Source organism: Nocardioides sp. (assembly GCF_030655615.1).
In the GTDB taxonomy this organism is placed as follows: domain Bacteria; phylum Actinomycetota; class Actinomycetes; order Propionibacteriales; family Nocardioidaceae; genus Nocardioides.
Map to the genome: position 1 here is coordinate 1 of NZ_JAURVJ010000098.1, position 15,409 is coordinate 15,409.

Below are 15,409 nucleotides of genomic sequence, written 5' to 3' on the forward strand. Positions count from 1 at the left end.
GGCGGGGGCGGCGGCGGGGGCGCGCCGATCCCGAAGGTGTCGTCGTCGGCCGCGTCGTCGAGCGGCGACGGCTCGCCCTCGACCACGTCGACGGCCTGGGCGACCTCGAGCAGCTCGGTCTCAGGCAGGGACGGCTCGGGCGCCGGCTCGGGCTCACCGGGCTCGTAGGTCTCGACCGGCTTGTCGAAGGACAGCTCCCACGGGGCCGGGGCCGCGGCCTCCTCGAGAGGCGCCTCGACCTCCTCGACCGGGTCGACGCCGGCGTCGCCGTCGGCGTCGGCGGGCTCGACCTCGTCGATCACCTCTCCGTCCGCGAACGGCGCCTCGATCTCCTCGACCGGGTCGATCGGGTCCTCGGGGTCGGCCACGTCGGCGGCGTCGTCGAGGTCGAAGCCGGCGTCGGCCGGCTCGGCCATCGCGACCACCGGGGCGGGCTCCGGCTCGGCCGCGGGCTCGGCCGCGGGGACGACGTACGGCGGCTGGTCGACCCGGCCGACCCGCACCAGACCACCGTGGATGGGGAGGTCGTCGGAGTCGGGGTCGCCGCCGTCGACGGTCACGCTGAGGCCGGTGACGCCGGGCAGGGTGCGCTCGACCCAGGTGGTGACGGTGGAGCCGTCGAGCTCGAAGGTCGCGTCACCGGCGGTGACGGTGGCCGTCACCGAGGCGCCGCGGACGAGGATCTTGGTGGGCCCGTCGCCGCCGCCGACCAGCACGAAGCCGGGCAGCACGCCGAGGCCGGACTGGAGCAGCACGTCGAGGACGGCGTCGAAGTCGGCGCCGTCGTCGATGCGCGACCAGAGGTCGGCGACGCGGGCCTTCTCGGAGGCCGGCAGGAGGAGGGTGGTCGCGGCGCCGAAGACGCCGAACCACGATCCGGGACGGTAGGACCAGGTGCCCGTGGGGGCCCCGGAGGTCTGCTCGCTCATGGCAGGGCTCCCAGCTTCTGCTCGAGACTCACCCGCTGTGCGTCGGAGTCGTAGGGTCGGTCGTCGGCCAATCCCACCACATCGACGACCACCGCGGTCGCGTTGTCACGACCCCCGGCCGCGACGGCGGCCGCGACGACCTGGTCGGCGGCGTCACGAGGGTCGGAGGCGCGGGCCAGGATGTCGCCGATCGTGGCGTCGTCGATCATCCCGCTGACGCCGTCGGAGCAGAGCATCAGCCGCTCGGCGCCGGACAGAGGGATCACGAAGAAGTCGGCGTCGACGCGGCCCCGCCCGCCGAGCGCACGCGTGATGATGTGCCGCTCGGGGTGCACCGCGGCGTCGTCCGGGGTGATGACCCCGGCCTCGACGAGCTCCTGGACGACGCTGTGGTCGACGCTGACCTGCTCGAGGACGCTGTCGTTGAGGCGGTAGATGCGGGAGTCGCCGAGGTTGGCCAGCAGCCACTTGGGCTCGGTGGACTGCTCGATGAGGAGGGCGACCACGGCGGTGGTACCGGCGGCGAAGTCGTGGGCGCCGCCCGCGCGCTGGCCGGCGTCGTACTCCGCGATGCGCGCCTGGGCCTGCAGCAGGGTCTCGGCGATCACCTCGGGCCCGCGCGCCGGGTCGTAGCCGGCGTCGGCCAGCCGGCCGAACTCCTCGACGACGATGCCGCTCGCGATGTCGCCGCGGTCGTGCCCGCCCATGCCGTCGGCGACGACGAAGACGGGGGGTGCGACGAGGAAGGCGTCCTCGTTGACGGTGCGTACCCGACCGACGTCGGTGGCGGCCCCGTGGTGCAGCTCGACGCCCGTCATGCCGGACGCCCTACCGTTGGCCGGATGAGCACCAGGGACGACGCGGGATTCCGGTCGCTCGCCGACCAGCTGCGCAGCTGGGACGACGATCGGCTCGCCGGGCTGCTCGTCGCACGCCCTGACCTCACAACACCCGCCCCTCACGACTTCGGTCAGCTCGCGTCGCGGGCCACGGTGCGGGCGTCGCTGGCACGAGCACTCGACACCTTGACCCGGCTCGAGCTCTCGGTGCTTGATGCCCTGGTCGTTGCCGGTCAAACCACCGCCACCGACGTACGCCGGATCATCCGGGCCGAGCCCGCCGCCGTCGACGCGACCGTCGCGCGGCTGCTCGACCTCGCCCTCGTCTGGGAGACCCGCAGCGGCCTGCGCGCGGTGTCGGGGGCGGCCGACGCGCTCGGGACCGGCCCGGGGGCGTCGGGACTGCGGCCCCGGTCCGCCGAGCCGCTTCCTGTCCGTGAGGTCACCCGGCGGCTCGCGGCGGTCTCGCCGGCGGCCCGCGCGATGCTCGACCACGTGGCCGACCACGGCGGCGAGGCGACGGCCGGGGCCGCGCGACTGACTGTGCTCCCCGAGGACGCGGCCACCCCCGCCGAGGAGCTCGTCTCGCGACGCCTGCTGGTGCCGCGCGCCGGCACGACCGGGACGGTCCAGCTGCCCGGCGAGGTCGGGCTCGCCCTGCGCGGCGGCCGTACGACGACGGAGCGCGTCGACGTCGTCCCCCCGCTGGCGACGGCCGAGCGCTCCGCCGACCTCGTCGACCGGGCCGCGGCCGGCGCCGCCTTCGAGCTCGTCCGCCGCGTCGAGCTGCTCCTCGACCACTGGGGCTCCCACCCGCCGGGCGTCCTGCGCAGCGGCGGCCTGGCGGTCCGCGACCTCAAGACGGTGACGACCCTGCTGTCCGTCGACCAGCCCACCGCGGCGCTCGTCGTCGAGACCTGCCAGGCGGCCGGGCTGCTCGCCGGCCGCGCCGGCACCAACGGCGACCCGGTCTGGGTGCCGACCGACGCCTTCGACACCTGGCTCGACGAGCCGCCCGCCGCCCGCTGGGTGACGCTGGCGCGGGCCTGGCTCGACAGCCCCCGGCTGCCCGGGCTCGTCGGCACCCGCGACGAGGCGGGCAAGACCTGGAACGCGCTGGCCCCGGAGCTGTCGTCGTACTCCATGGCCGAGACCCGCGCCGGCACTCTCGCCGCCCTCGCCACGATGCCCCCCGGCACCGTCCTCGCGGCGACGACCGGTCTGCCCTCGCTCGTGGAGCAGGTCGCCTGGCACCGTCCCCGCCGGCCGCGCTCGCGCACCCAGCAGGTCGCCTGGACGATGACCGAGGCCGCGGGCCTGGGCGTCACCGGGCTCGACGGCATCGCGTCCTACGCCCGCAGGCTCATCGGCGCCGGCGACCCCGAGCCCGGTCTGGCCGCGCTGCTCCCCTCCCCCGTCGACCACGTGCTCATCCAGGCCGACCTGACCGCCGTCGCGCCGGGGCCGCTCGAGTCGGCGCTGGCGCGCTCGCTCCAGCTCGTCGCCGACGTCGAGTCGCGCGGCGGCGCGACCGTCTACCGCTTCACGCCCTCGTCCGTGCGACGGGCCCTCGACGTCGGCTGGACCGCCGTCGAGCTCCACGACTTCCTCGGCAAGGTCTCCCGCACCCCCGTGCCCCAGCCGCTGACCTACCTCGTCGACGACACCGTCCGCACCTTCGGCACCATCCGGGTCGGCACCGCCGAGTCGTTCCTCCGCGCCGACGACGAGGCGGCGCTCAGCGAGCTGCTCCACCACCCCAAGGCCCGCGGCCTCGGCCTGCGCCGGATCGCCCCGACGGTCGTCGTCAGCACCACCCCCGTCGACGTCCTCCTCCCCCGCCTCCGCGAGCTCGGCGCGGCCCCGGTCGTCGAGGCCGCCGACGGCACCGTCCAGGTCACCCGCCCCGACGCCCTGCGCGCCCGCTCCCCCAGGGAGCGCGGCCCGTCGGTCCGCTCGGTGCGCGAGTCGGCCCGGGTCGCGTCGGTCGTCGCCGCCGTACGCAGCGGAGACCGAGCCGCCTCCGCGCGCCCCACCGCCCCGGCGACCCCGCTCACCCCGTCAGGAGCCCTCGCCGCCCTCCGCGAGGCCCTCGAGTCCGGCACCACGGTCCTCATCGGCTACGTCGACAACCAGGGCGTCTCCTCCGACCGCGTCGTCGACCCCATCTCCGTCGAGGGCGGTTCCCTCACCGCCCGAGACCACCGAGCCGACGACGTCCGAGCCTTCGCCGTCCACCGCATCACCACCGTCCGACCGTTGTCGGGCACGTAGTCCTGGGGCGGTGGGTGGGTTTCTTGCCGTCGTCGGTCGGTCCGGGGCGCGGTTCGAGCGCGTGGTGTCGGCCGGCCGCCGAGAAGCGAGCACCAGACAGGACCAGGCCATCGGCGGCCGGCCGGCGCCAGGCGCCTGCGCCCCGGCCCGACCGACGATGGGAACCACCCACCGCCCCAGGACTACCCTGAACCAGTGTCTGATGGCCCCCTGATCGTGCAGTCCGACAAGACCCTCCTCCTCGAGATCGACCACGACCAGGCGGCCGAGTGCCGCAAGGCGATCGCCCCGTTCGCCGAGCTCGAGCGCTCCCCCGAGCACGTGCACACCTACCGGCTCACGCCGCTCGGGCTGTGGAACGCGCGCGCGGCGGGGCACGACGCCGAGCAGGTGGTCGACACGCTGCTCCAGTACAGCCGCTACGCCGTGCCGCACGCGCTGCTCGTCGACGTCGCCGAGACGATGGCCCGCTACGGCCGTCTGCGCCTGGAGAAGCACCCGGTGCACGGCCTGGTGCTGGCGAGCAACGACCGGCCGGTGCTCGAGGAGGTGCTGCGCGCGAAGAAGATCGCGGGGATGCTCGGCAACCGGATCGACGACGACACGGTCGCCGTCCACGCGTCCGAGCGCGGCAACCTCAAGCAGGCGCTGCTCAAGCTGGGCTGGCCGGCCGAGGACTTCGCCGGCTACGTCGACGGCGAGGCCCACGCGATCGCGCTCGACGAGTCGGAGTGGACGCTGCGCGCCTACCAGCGCGAGGCGGCCGAGTCGTTCTGGCACGGCGGGTCCGGGGTCGTCGTCCTGCCCTGTGGTGCGGGCAAGACCCTCGTCGGGGCCGCGGCCATGGCGCACGCACAGGCGACGACGCTCATCCTGGTCACCAACACCGTGAGCGCCCGGCAGTGGAAGGACGAGCTGGTCAGGCGCACGTCGCTGACCGAGGACGAGATCGGCGAGTACTCCGGCACCGTCAAGGAGATCCGCCCGGTCACCATCGCGACCTACCAGGTGATGACGACCAAGCGCGGCGGCGTCTACCGCCACCTCGAGCTGCTCGACGCGCGCGACTGGGGCCTCATCGTCTACGACGAGGTGCACCTGCTGCCGGCGCCGATCTTCCGGATGACCGCCAACCTGCAGGCCCGCCGCCGGATCGGGCTGACCGCGACGCTGGTGCGCGAGGACGGCCGCGAGGGCGACGTGTTCTCGCTGATCGGCCCCAAGCGCTACGACGCCCCGTGGAAGGACATCGAGTCCCAGGGCTGGATCGCGCCGGCCGACTGCGTCGAGGTGCGGGTGACCCTGCCGACCTCGGAGCGGCTGGTCTACGCGACGGCCGAGCCCGAGGAGCGCTACCGGCTCGCCTCGTGCACGCACGAGAAGGTCCAGGTCGTGCGCGACCTGGTCGCGCAGCACGCCGGCCAGCCCACGCTGGTGATCGGGCAGTACATCGACCAGCTCGACGAGCTCGCCGAGAAGCTCGACGCCCCGGTCATCAAGGGCGAGACCCCGGTCAAGGAGCGGCAGCGGCTGTTCGAGGCGTTCCGCACCGGTGAGGTCGGGCTGCTCGTGGTGTCGAAGGTCGCCAACTTCTCCATCGACCTGCCGTCGGCCGAGGTCGCCATCCAGGTGTCGGGCTCGTTCGGGTCGCGCCAGGAGGAGGCCCAGCGCCTCGGCCGGCTGCTGCGGCCCAAGGAGGACGGCAAGACCGCCCACTTCTACACGATCGTCAGCCGCGACACCGTCGACGCCGACTTCGCCCAGAACCGGCAGCGGTTCCTGGCCGAGCAGGGCTACGCCTACCGGATCGTCGACGCCGAGGACCTCCCGGCCTGACCGGAGGGGGCGGTTGGCCCCGACCCGCGGTGGGTACGGTCGCGCCGTGACTCAGCCACCGCAGGGACCGCCGCCCGGGTTCGTCGTCCTCACCGTGCAGGGCAGCTCGCTGACCAGCAACATGATCAGCCCGGCGGTGACGCTCAACGGCTACCCCGTGCCGACGTCGTACGGCGAGAACACGCTGCCGGTCCCGCCCGGACGCTGGCACGTGGCGGTCCAGGCCCAGTGGATGCGCGTCTACGGCCAGGCCGACGTCGACGTCGACGTCACGTCCGGCCAGGCGGTGCGGCTGTTCTACGCCGCCCCGTGGCACCAGTTCTCGTCCGGGTCGATCGGGTTCGAGAAGCAGAAGCGCAAGGGCGGCGGCGTCTTCCTCGCGATGATGCTCGCCCTGCTGCTCGTGGTCGCGGCGTTCGTGGTGCTGCCGCTCGTGCTCTGACACTCCGCGTGGTCAGCCGGCCGTGAGGTCGCGCGGCCACCACGCCGGCAGCAGCCGGACGTAGAGCGCCAGGAACGCGTCGACGTCGAGCTCGTCGGTCTCGAGCCAGGCCTCGATCGCCCCGACGGTCGCGGAGGCGACGAAGCGGATCGCCGTGGCCTCGACCCGGTCGGCGGGTACGCCGGGCACCGCGACGTCGACGCGTAGCCGGGCGCGCTCGCTCAGCAGGCGGCTCGACTCGCGGAAGTGCCCGGCCAGCATCGGGTGCAGGCTGGCGTCGCCGCTGTCGTCGGCGAGCCCGCGTCGGTAGATCGCGGCGTGGCGTCGTACGTGGTCGAGGACGGCGCGGGTCACCGCGGTCACCGCGCGGTCGACGTCGGTGGCGTCTTCGGCCACCAGCCCTGCCCGCAGGGCGTCGAGCTCGGCCAGCAGCGCGTTCTCGACCACGGCGGCGGGCGAGGTCGCGAGCTCGTAGAAGGTCGAGCGGTGGACGCCGGCCTCCTGGGCGATCGCGGTGACCGTCAGCGCGCTCACCGGCGTCGTGCCGGCCAGCCGCAGGGCGGCCTCGAAGAGGCGCGCCTGCGAGCGCTGCTGACGTACGTCCACGGGACCACACCTCCGGAATAGATCTCCGACAACTGTAGGTTGTGCAAGATGTCCGACAGTTGTCGGAGACAACGAACAAGGAGTGGAAGACATGGCTACCTACGACGTGCAGGGCCGTTCGGCGATCGTGACGGGAGCGGGCTCCGGCATCGGCCGTGCGGTGGCCCGGCTGCTCGCGGCCAACGGCGCGGCGGTGCTGGTCACCGACCTCGACCCCACCGCGGCCGACGCGGTCACCGCGGAGATCGTCGCGGCCGGCGGGGTCGCCAAGGCATTCGTCGGTGACGCCGCCGACGCGGCCGTCGCCGAGCGCGCCGTCGCCACGGCCAACTAGCTCGCGCCGCAGCGGATCGCGGTCAACAACGCGGGCATCGGTGGCCCCGCGACCCCCGTCGGCGACTACCCGCTCGACGCCTGGCGCAAGGTGATCGACGTCAACCTCAGCGGCGTCTTCGTCAACATGCGAGCCCAGCTGCCCGCCATCGTCGCCAATGGCGGCGGCGCGATCGTCAACATGGCCTCGGTCCTGGGCTCCGTCGGCATCGCCGGCTCCTCGGCCTACGTGACCACCAAGCACGGTCTGCTCGGGCTCACCAAGAACGCTGCTCTCGAGTACGGCGACCAGGGCGTCCGCATCACGGCCGTCGGCCCCGGCTTCATCACCACGCCCCTGCTCGAGGCCAACCTCGACGCCGACGCCCAGGCCGCCCTCGCGGCCAAGCACGCCCTCGGTCGGCTCGGCACGTCGGAGGAGGTCGCCGCGCTGGTGGCGTTCCTGGTCTCCGACGCCGCCACCTTCGTCACCGGCAGCTACCACCTCGTCGACGGCGGGTACGCCGCGTCCTGACGATTACCCAGTGGCGCAACGGATTTGCGGCTTCCTAGCCTGTTCGACTGCCCCCGCACCAGCGGGGGCTCGATCAGAGGAAGGACCATGGAGCACATCACCGGGACGCTCATCAGCTGGGCGTCGATCCTCGAGGACAACACCCGCGAGCAGGCGGTGACGGCATCGACGATGCCGTTCATCCACCCGCACCTCGCGCTGATGCCCGACGCCCACCTCGGCCTGGGCGCGACCGTCGGGTCGGTCATCCCGACCCTCGGCGCGATCATGCCGGCCGCGGTCGGCGTCGACATCGGCTGCGGCATGATCGCGGTCCGCACGGCCTACACGGTCGAGCAGCTCCCGGCCGACCGCCGGGCACTGCGCGTGGCCATCGAGCGCGCGATCCCGCTGTCGGCCGGCGCCGCCAACCAGAGGGTCACCCGCGCCCACACCGAGGCCCGCCTCGAGACGCTGCGCACGGAGGCCGAGCAGGCCGGCTTCGACCCCGCGTCGTACGCCGCCCGCTGGGAGCTCCAGCTCGGGACCCTGGGCTCGGGGAACCACTTCATCGAGGTGACGGTCGACGAGGAGGACCGGGTCTGGCTGTTCCTGCACTCGGGCTCGCGCGGGGTGGGCAACAAGATCGCCCAGGCCCACATCAAGGTCGCGCGCGCCCTGTGCGAGAAGTGGTGGATCGCGCTGCCGCACCGCGACCTCGCCTACCTGGTCGAGGGGACGCCGGAGTTCTGGGCCTACGTCCGCGAGATGCGGTGGGCGCAGCACTACGCGCTCCTCAACCGCGAGGAGATGATGGACCGGGTCGTGACGTGCTTCGCCGACTGGCTCGGGGTCGACACGGTGGAGCGGGTCGAGGAGATCAACTGCCACCACAACTACACCGAGCAGGAGCACCACTTCGGCAAGGACGTGTGGCTGTCCCGCAAGGGCGCGATCCGGGCCGCCGAGGGCGTGCCCGGCCTGATCCCGGGGTCGATGGGCACGGCGTCCTACGTCGTGGTCGGCAAGGGCAACCGGCTCTCGCTGGAGTCAGCCCCGCACGGCGCGGGGCGTGAGTACTCGCGCACCAAGGCGCGGCAGACGTTCTCGCACGAGCAGCTGCGCGAGGCGATGGTCGGCATCGAGTACCGCGACACCGACGCCTTCATCGACGAGATCCCGGGCGCGTATAAGGACATCGACCGCGTGATGGCCGACGCCGCCGACCTCGTGGAGGTCCGGCACGTGCTGCGCCAGATCGTCAACGTCAAGGGCGACTGAGCGAAGGTCGACCGCTTCCGCCTTCGGTGGGTGGTCGGCCTGCGCTCAGCGCCCGGGGGTCAGGACGACCCGCACGGAGCAGGTGTGGGGCTGGAAGACCCCGTTGTAGCGGGTGGCGACCGAGAGGCGCGACCAGGGTCGGCCGGCGGCGGTGACCGATCCCTCGAACGACGCGATGGCGGCGGAGCCCTGGTTGGCGATCGCGTTGACCTGCAGGTTGCCGCTGGTGAGCACCGGCAGGGTCTGCTCGGCCGTCGAGTTGTAGCGGCCGACCGTCCCGACGAGCTCGAACCGGAGGTCGTCGCCCGGGGGACGAAGCACCTCCACGTCGGCCGTGCGAGAGGCGAGCTCGCAGCTGGCGGTCACCAGGACGTCGGCGGTGCTGAGGACCTCCACGGGCCCGTTGGTCTCGCCGAGCTCGCGGACGGCCGTGACGTTGCCGGCCGGGGCCGCAGCCGGGGCGAGGTCGGCGAGCCCGACGCTGCCCTGCTTGAGGTCGGCGCCGGTCACCGCGCCGTCCTTGAGCTCGGCGCCGGTCACGGTGCCGTCCTTGACCTTGGCCCCGGTGACGGCGTTGTTCTTGAGCTGCGCGGTGCCGACGCTGTTGCGGGCCAGCCCCGCGGCGTACGACGTGGAGCCGGTCGCGAGGAGCAGGGCCAGGACGGCGACGACGAGGGACGGGGACGGGCGCGGTGGCGTCATGGCGGCAACCTAGGCGCGCGGAACCGCCACGACCATGGCCCGGCCGGGTCAGGTGAGCGGGGTGACCACGATCCGGTAGGAGCAGGGCAGGGCGACGCTGTCGGTCACGGACACCGCGATCGTGACCTGCGAGATCGGCCCGCCGACGGTACGCACGGTCCCGTCGAACGCGCGCGTCTGCTGGTCGAAGGCAGTCGGTGGGTCGAGGAAGAACGAGAAGGACTCGGCCCGGCTGAGCGTCGAGCGACCGTCCCCGTCGTCGTTACCCCCCTTGCCCGCCAGCTCGACCTGGGTGCCGTCCGTGGCACCGGTGATCGTGAGGCTGCCCCGGTCGACCGGGGTGTCGGAGCGGCACGCCGCCTCGTAGGTCACCCCGGCGACGGTGGCCAGGGTGACGGTCCCCTGGCTCAGGTCACGGACGACGACCACCGGTCGTCGCGCCCGGGCCGCCGGGGCGAGGTCGGACGAGGTCACCGAGCCCGCCCTGATCTGCTGGCCGGTCACGGCGTCCGGCTTGATCTTGGCGGTCGTGACCGCGCGGCTCTTGAGCTGCGCGGTGCCGACGCTGTTGCGCGCCAGGCCTGCGGCGTACGACGTGGATCCGGTCGCGAGGAGGAGGGCCAGGACGGCCACGACGAGGGCGGGGGACGGTCGGTGGAGGTCTCTCATCGAGCGACCGTAGGCGCGCCCGGAGGGCGTCGCCATGGCCCGGCTGGGCCATCCGAGCCCTACCGGGTCGGCGAGATGGTCACCCGCATCTCGCACGACGCCGAGGCGCCACCGGCGGTGGTGAGGGAGATGTCGACCCGCGAGGTCGGCCGCTCGAGGTACTGCATCGTGCCGGAGAGCGCCGCCCGGCCCAGGGAGGTCCCACTGCCCCCGGCCTGCACGACCGTCGAGGTGAACGGCGCCGCACCCGAGGGCCCGGTGTAGATGCCCGAGACGTCGTCGACCGACGACACCCACGACCCGCTCAACGCGTTGAACGGCCCGTCCTCCTGGGTGGCCTGGATGTCCACCCGGCCGACGGCGGTCCCCGACCCGAGGCTGATGCACACGCCCTCGTAGGAGATGCCGCCCACGCTCGCCAGCAGGACGTCGTCGCCGACGGCGAGCTTGCGGCGGACCTGGGTGGTCACCGGCAGGGCGACCCCGGGCGCGAGGTCGGCCCGACCGACGGAACCGTCCTTGATCTTGGGGCCGGTGACGGCGCCGTTCTTGATCTTGGCGGCGACGACCGCGCCGGCCCGCAGCTGCGGGGTGCCCACGCTGTTCTTGGCCAGGCCGGCGGCGTAGGACGTGGAGCTCGCGGCGACGAGCAGGGCGGCGACGACGGCCAGGACGGCCCACGACGGCTTCGAGGAGGAGGTCATGGGCGGACGGTAGGCGGCTCCGGCCAGCAGGGCCATGGCCCGGTCGGGCCAGTGGGAGCCCCGTTCCACCTCGTGGAGGCGACGCCGCCGCCGACCGCGCGGATCCGTACCCTGGAGGGGTGAAGGCCCTGCTGCTCGAGAACATCCACCCGGTCGCCGTCGAGACCCTGGAGCGTCGCGGCTTCGAGGTCGAGCTCCGGACGGCGTCGATGTCCGAGGACGAGCTGCTGGCGGCGCTCCCCGGCGTCACGCTGCTCGGCATCCGCTCCAACACCAAGGTCACCGAGAAGGTGCTAGCGAACGCGCCCGAGCTGCTGGCGATCGGTTGCTTCTGCATCGGGACCAACCAGGTCGACCTGGTGGCCGCGGCCGAGCGGGGCGTCGCGGTGTTCAACGCGCCCTACTCCAACACCCGCAGCGTGGTCGAGCTCGTCATCGGCGAGATCATCGTGCTCGCACGGCGCCTGTCGGAGAAGACGCAGAAGATGCACGCCGGCGTGTGGGACAAGTCGGCCAAGGGCAGCCACGAGATCCGCGGCCGCACGCTCGGCATCGTCGGCTACGGCAACATCGGCACCCAGCTGTCCAACGTCGCCGAGGCCCTCGGGCTGCGGGTGATCTTCTTCGACACCGCCGACCGCCTCGCCCACGGCAACGCCCGTCGCATGCACTCCCTCGACGACCTGCTCGCCGAGGCCGACGTGGTCTCGCTCCACATCGACGGTCGTCCCGGCAACGCCGGGTTCTTCGGCGCCGAGCAGTTCGCGCGGATGAAGCCGCGCTCGATGTTCATCAACGCCGCCCGCGGCATGGTCGTCGACACCGAGGCGCTGCGCGACCAGATCCTCTCGGGCCACATCGCCGGCGCCGCGCTCGACGTGTTCCCGATCGAGCCCAAGGCCCAGGGCGACGAGTTCGAGTCGCCGCTGCGCGGCCTCGACAACGTGATCCTGACGCCCCACGTCGGCGGCTCGACCCAGGAGGCGCAGGAGGAGATCGGCTGGTTCGTGGCCGGCAAGCTCGCCGGGTTCGTGCTCGAGGGCCGCACCGAGCTGTCGGTCGACCTGCCGGCCGTCCTGGCCCCGCAGCTCAGCACCGGCTCGCGGATCGGCTTCCTGCACGTCAACGTGCCCGGCGTACTGGCCGAGCTCAACGCGCGCCTGGCCGAGCAGGGCGTCAACGTGACCGCGCAGTACCTCGCCACCCGTGGCGAGCAGGGCTACGTCGTCACCGACGTCGCCGAGCCCGTCTCGGACTCCGTCGCCACCGCCCTGGCCGCCTCCGACCACACCGTGTGGCTCCGCTCCTGGACCGCCTGACCCGCCGAGTCGGCGCAGCGACTCAGCACGTGCGCCGACTCACGCCCTCTCGACTTCACCTCTGCGCCGACTCGCCGGACCGGAGGGGTGAGGCGGGGGTCCGTAGGCTCGGCGCGTGGGTGTGACGAGCGTGACGAGCGGCGTGCGGGACCGGCTGGGCCAGGCGTTGTTCGAGCGCGTCGCGGGTCCTGAGGGACCGGCCAAGCGCGACCGGATCCACTACACCGAAGGGCCGCGCTGGTTCGACGGCGACAGCCCGATCGCGGTGGTGCACGGTGACGCGTCGATGTTCATCGGCGGTATCCGTGCGCTGCTCCTGCAGACGCTCCACCCCGCCGCGATGCTGGCGGTCTCGGAGCACTCCGGCTTCCGCGGCGACATGTGGGGCCGGCTGCACCGCACCAGCGAGTTCCTCGCGACGACGACGTTCGCGACGGCCGAGGACGCCCAGCGCCAGGTCGACATCGTCCAGGCCATCCACCGTCGGGTCGTCGGCACCATGCCCGACGGGTCGGCGTACGCCGCCTCCGACCCGCACCTGCTCCGCTGGGTGCACGTGGCCGAGGTCGACAGCTTCCTGCGGGCCCACACCGTCTACGGCAAGCAGCAGCTCGACCAGGGCCAGCGTGACGACTACGTCGCCCAGGTCGGCACGATCGCGGCCAGGCTCGGCGCGACCGACCTGCCGGGCACCGAGGCCGAGCTGGGCGAGGTGATGGCGTCCTACCGTCCCGAGCTGCGCGGCACCGCCGAGGCACGGGAGGCCGTGCGCTACCTGCTCTTCCGCCCGCCGCTCCCCCTCGCCGCGCGCCCGGCCTACGGCGTCCTCGTGGCCGCCGCGGTCGGCCTGATGCCGGCGTGGACACGGGTGCCGCTGCGGCTGCCGTGGCTCCCGGTGACCGAGCGGACCGTCGTGCGGGCCATGGGCTCGGCCGCCACCGGGACCATCCGCTGGGCGATGACCCCACCGGACTAGTCACTCCCCGCGGGTGATGACTGACCGTTCGGAGGATGCTTCGTCCTCGGGCCGTTCCTAGGTTCGGGTCATGTACTCGTCACGAGTGGGAGCCACCGGCACGGTCGTGCTGCGCGTCGACGCACCGACGCGCTCCGTGGTGCTGCTGTGCGTGCACGACGCCGCGGGCGTCCTGGTCCTCCGCCGCCGCGTCCGGGACCTGCGTACCGCCCTCGACCTCCCGGCCGGCGCCTACCGCCTGACCGTCACCGACGAGCGGTCGCTCCACGACCCTGCGCGCCACGCCGGTGTCGTGGTCGACGTCGAGGTGCCCGGTGACGGGCTCGTCCGCGCGACCGCCCGGCTCACCCGGGGCGCGGTCCTCCGCGTCACGACGACCCGCTGGGCCCGCCTGAGCGCCGTGCACGCCGACGGCGAGCGGCTCGAGGTCCGCGCCGACGGCCTCGGGCGCGCGGTGCTCGCCGGGCTCCGCCCCGGCGCGTGGACGGTCGTCGCTCACGACGCCCGCCGCGCCCTCTGCTCCGTCGCCGTCACGGCGGCCGTGGACGCCGCCGGTGCCGCCGACCTCGAGCTGCCCGTCCTCACCCCCACCGGCCGGCTCCTCGTCGACGTCCGCAGCGGCGAGCGGCGGCCCGTGCTCGCCACCGAGGTTGCCGTCACGGACGCGACCGGCCGCACCGTCACCGCCCCGGTGCGCGGCGGGCTCGCCGACGTCCGCGACCTGCGTCCCGGCCCGCTGCGGGTCGTCGTACCGCCCTCCGTCGGGCACCACGGCACCACCCTCGCTGTCGAGGTCGAGCCCGGCACGCTCGGTGCGGTCTCGGCCGTCGTGCGCGTGAGCGCGGCGCTGACGGGGCGGGTCGTGCAGAACGGCTACCAGTACGCCGCCGTCGTCGCGCTGCTCGACGAGGACGGCGAGGAGGTCGAGCGGGTCCGCACCGACGAGGACGGCCACTTCGCCATCGGCACCGGCCTCACCGCGGCCAACGGGCTGACCGTCGTCGCCACCACCGGCCCCGAGACCCTCCACGTCACCCGGGCCGCCGTCGCCGACGTGTGCGTGCTCAACGGGGTGCGCCACCACCTCGGTGAGATCGTCCTCCCGGTCGCCGGCCGGAGCGCCGTGTGGGCCGCCCGGACCCCCGCGGTCGCCGGGATGAAGCTGCCCTCCACCCGGGTCTGACCGTCCGGCCCCGATCTGGGTTTGAATAGGCCGGTGCCTCCACCTGCGAGACCTGCCGACGTCCCCGACCCTGCCTGGCCGCTGGCCGACGGCGGCGACGTGCGCGACGCACTGCTGGCGGCGTACGCCGACCCCGAGCGCGGCTACCACGACACGACCCACCTGGCCGAGGTGCTCGCGCGGGTCGACGAGCTGGCCGCGGCCGGGGTGCCCTTCGAGCACCTCCCGGTGCGTCTGGCCGCGTGGTTCCACGACGCGGTCTACGACGGCGAGCGCGACGCCGAGGAACGCTCGGCCGCCTGGGCCGAGGACGCCCTGCCCGGGCTGGTCGACGACGCCGTGGTGACCGAGGTGGCCCGGCTGGTGCGGCTCACCGAGACCCACCGGCCCGAGGACGGCGACGCCAACGGCTGCGCGCTCTCCGACGCCGACCTCGGCATCCTGGCCGCGCCGGCCGAGCGCTACGCCTCCTACGTCACGGCCGTGCGCGCCGAGTACGACCACCTCGACGACGAGATCTTCGCCGCCGGCCGACGGGTCGTGCTCGACGACCTGGTGGCCAAGCCGCGGCTGTTCCACACGACCTACGCCCTCGAGCGCTGGGAGGACGCCGCCCGCGCCAACGTGGCGGCCGAGCTCTCCTCCGGCGTCCGGTAGGACGTCCACCACCACGGTGACCCGTCAGCAATCGACGACGGGTCAGCACCAGGCCACGGTGACCAGTCAGCGATCAACGACGGGTCAGCACCAGGCCACGGTGACCCGTCAGCAATCAACGACGGGTCAGCACCAGGCCACGGTGACCCGTCAGCAATCAACGACG

At 73.5% G+C, this 15,409-nt stretch carries 14 protein-coding genes and 1 pseudogene; 9 read left to right on the forward strand and 6 right to left on the reverse strand.

From position 1 onward, the window contains the following. Positions 1-929 (reverse strand): hypothetical protein (locus Q7T52_RS08150; RefSeq protein WP_304801245.1); only part of this gene is annotated, 929 nt, incomplete at its 3' end. Continuing rightward, positions 926-1,747 (reverse strand): PP2C family serine/threonine-protein phosphatase, encoded by an 822-nt coding sequence (locus Q7T52_RS08155; protein ID WP_304801248.1) that lies wholly within the window; start codon positions 1,745-1,747, stop codon positions 926-928. The genes Q7T52_RS08155 and Q7T52_RS08150, both read right to left, overlap by 4 nt. 24 nt (positions 1,748-1,771) lie before the next feature. Between Q7T52_RS08155 and Q7T52_RS08160 the strand changes: the two genes are divergently transcribed. From Q7T52_RS08160 to Q7T52_RS08170, 3 genes are all read left to right on the forward strand, one after another. Then, positions 1,772-4,042: a helicase C-terminal domain-containing protein gene (locus Q7T52_RS08160; protein WP_304801250.1), complete on the forward strand. Its 2,271-nt coding sequence runs from the start codon at positions 1,772-1,774 to the stop codon at positions 4,040-4,042. A 195-nt stretch (positions 4,043-4,237) separates the two neighbouring features. Next, positions 4,238-5,878, forward strand: coding sequence for a DNA repair helicase XPB (locus tag Q7T52_RS08165; protein WP_304801253.1), 1,641 nt, complete (start codon positions 4,238-4,240; stop codon positions 5,876-5,878). Between the two features lie 46 nt (positions 5,879-5,924). Continuing rightward, a complete protein-coding gene (locus tag Q7T52_RS08170; RefSeq protein WP_304801256.1) occupies positions 5,925-6,320 on the forward strand; it encodes a hypothetical protein in 396 nt (131 codons plus the stop codon). 12 nt (positions 6,321-6,332) lie between these two features. Here the strand turns inward: Q7T52_RS08170 and Q7T52_RS08175 are convergent, their stop codons facing one another. Continuing rightward, complete coding sequence (locus tag Q7T52_RS08175; protein ID WP_304801258.1) at positions 6,333-6,926, reverse strand: TetR/AcrR family transcriptional regulator; 594 nt, start codon at positions 6,924-6,926, stop codon at positions 6,333-6,335. Positions 6,927-7,017: 91 nt separating this feature from the next. Here Q7T52_RS08175 and Q7T52_RS08180 point away from each other — a divergent pair. Together Q7T52_RS08180 and Q7T52_RS08185 are read left to right on the forward strand one after the other, a co-directional pair. Continuing rightward, positions 7,018-7,773 (forward strand): annotated as a pseudogene (locus tag Q7T52_RS08180) (SDR family NAD(P)-dependent oxidoreductase). An 87-nt stretch (positions 7,774-7,860) separates the two neighbouring features. Beyond that, positions 7,861-9,033 carry an RtcB family protein gene (locus tag Q7T52_RS08185; protein WP_304801260.1) on the forward strand — a complete coding sequence of 391 codons (1,173 nt, stop codon included), beginning with the start codon at positions 7,861-7,863 and terminating at the stop codon, positions 9,031-9,033. Between the two features lie 45 nt (positions 9,034-9,078). Here Q7T52_RS08185 and Q7T52_RS08190 read toward each other — a convergent pair whose 3' ends face one another. From Q7T52_RS08190 to Q7T52_RS08200, 3 genes are read right to left on the reverse strand one after another with little or no spacing between them, the layout of a single operon-like run. Further along, positions 9,079-9,735: a hypothetical protein gene (locus Q7T52_RS08190; RefSeq protein ID WP_304801262.1), complete on the reverse strand. Its 657-nt coding sequence runs from the start codon at positions 9,733-9,735 to the stop codon at positions 9,079-9,081. Between the two features lie 48 nt (positions 9,736-9,783). Next, on the reverse strand, positions 9,784-10,404 hold the full coding sequence (locus Q7T52_RS08195) for a hypothetical protein (protein ID WP_304801264.1): 621 nt from the start codon (positions 10,402-10,404) through the stop codon (positions 9,784-9,786). Between the two features lie 59 nt (positions 10,405-10,463). Continuing rightward, complete coding sequence (locus Q7T52_RS08200) at positions 10,464-11,108, reverse strand: hypothetical protein (RefSeq protein ID WP_304801267.1); 645 nt, start codon at positions 11,106-11,108, stop codon at positions 10,464-10,466. Between the two features lie 119 nt (positions 11,109-11,227). Between Q7T52_RS08200 and serA the strand changes: the two genes are divergently transcribed. From serA to Q7T52_RS08220, 4 genes are all read left to right on the forward strand, one after another. Further along, a complete protein-coding gene (gene serA / locus Q7T52_RS08205) occupies positions 11,228-12,427 on the forward strand; it encodes a phosphoglycerate dehydrogenase (RefSeq protein WP_304801269.1) in 1,200 nt (399 codons plus the stop codon). Positions 12,428-12,542: 115 nt separating this feature from the next. Further along, complete coding sequence (locus Q7T52_RS08210; protein WP_304801271.1) at positions 12,543-13,403, forward strand: oxygenase MpaB family protein; 861 nt, start codon at positions 12,543-12,545, stop codon at positions 13,401-13,403. A gap of 70 nt (positions 13,404-13,473) precedes the next feature. Then, on the forward strand, positions 13,474-14,586 hold the full coding sequence (locus Q7T52_RS08215; RefSeq protein WP_304801273.1) for a hypothetical protein: 1,113 nt from the start codon (positions 13,474-13,476) through the stop codon (positions 14,584-14,586). A 33-nt stretch (positions 14,587-14,619) separates the two neighbouring features. Further along, the gene (locus tag Q7T52_RS08220) at positions 14,620-15,243 is read left to right on the forward strand and encodes a hypothetical protein (protein ID WP_304801275.1); all 624 of its coding nucleotides are present in this window, start codon (positions 14,620-14,622) and stop codon (positions 15,241-15,243) included. The last annotated feature ends 166 nt before the right edge of the window (positions 15,244-15,409 follow it).

Bases quoted from the DNA above. Each gene is read 5' to 3' on its own strand.
- Q7T52_RS08155 (WP_304801248.1), bottom strand. From the start codon at position 1,747: ATGACGGGCGTCGAGCTGCACCACGGGGCCGCCACCGACGTCGGTCGG.
- Q7T52_RS08160 (WP_304801250.1), top strand. From the start codon at position 1,772: ATGAGCACCAGGGACGACGCGGGATTCCGGTCGCTCGCCGACCAGCTG.
- Q7T52_RS08185 (WP_304801260.1), top strand. From the start codon at position 7,861: ATGGAGCACATCACCGGGACGCTCATCAGCTGGGCGTCGATCCTCGAG.
- Q7T52_RS08190 (WP_304801262.1), bottom strand. From the start codon at position 9,735: ATGACGCCACCGCGCCCGTCCCCGTCCCTCGTCGTCGCCGTCCTGGCC.
- Q7T52_RS08195 (WP_304801264.1), bottom strand. From the start codon at position 10,404: ATGAGAGACCTCCACCGACCGTCCCCCGCCCTCGTCGTGGCCGTCCTG.
- Q7T52_RS08200 (WP_304801267.1), bottom strand. From the start codon at position 11,108: ATGACCTCCTCCTCGAAGCCGTCGTGGGCCGTCCTGGCCGTCGTCGCC.
- Q7T52_RS08215 (WP_304801273.1), top strand. From the start codon at position 13,474: ATGTACTCGTCACGAGTGGGAGCCACCGGCACGGTCGTGCTGCGCGTC.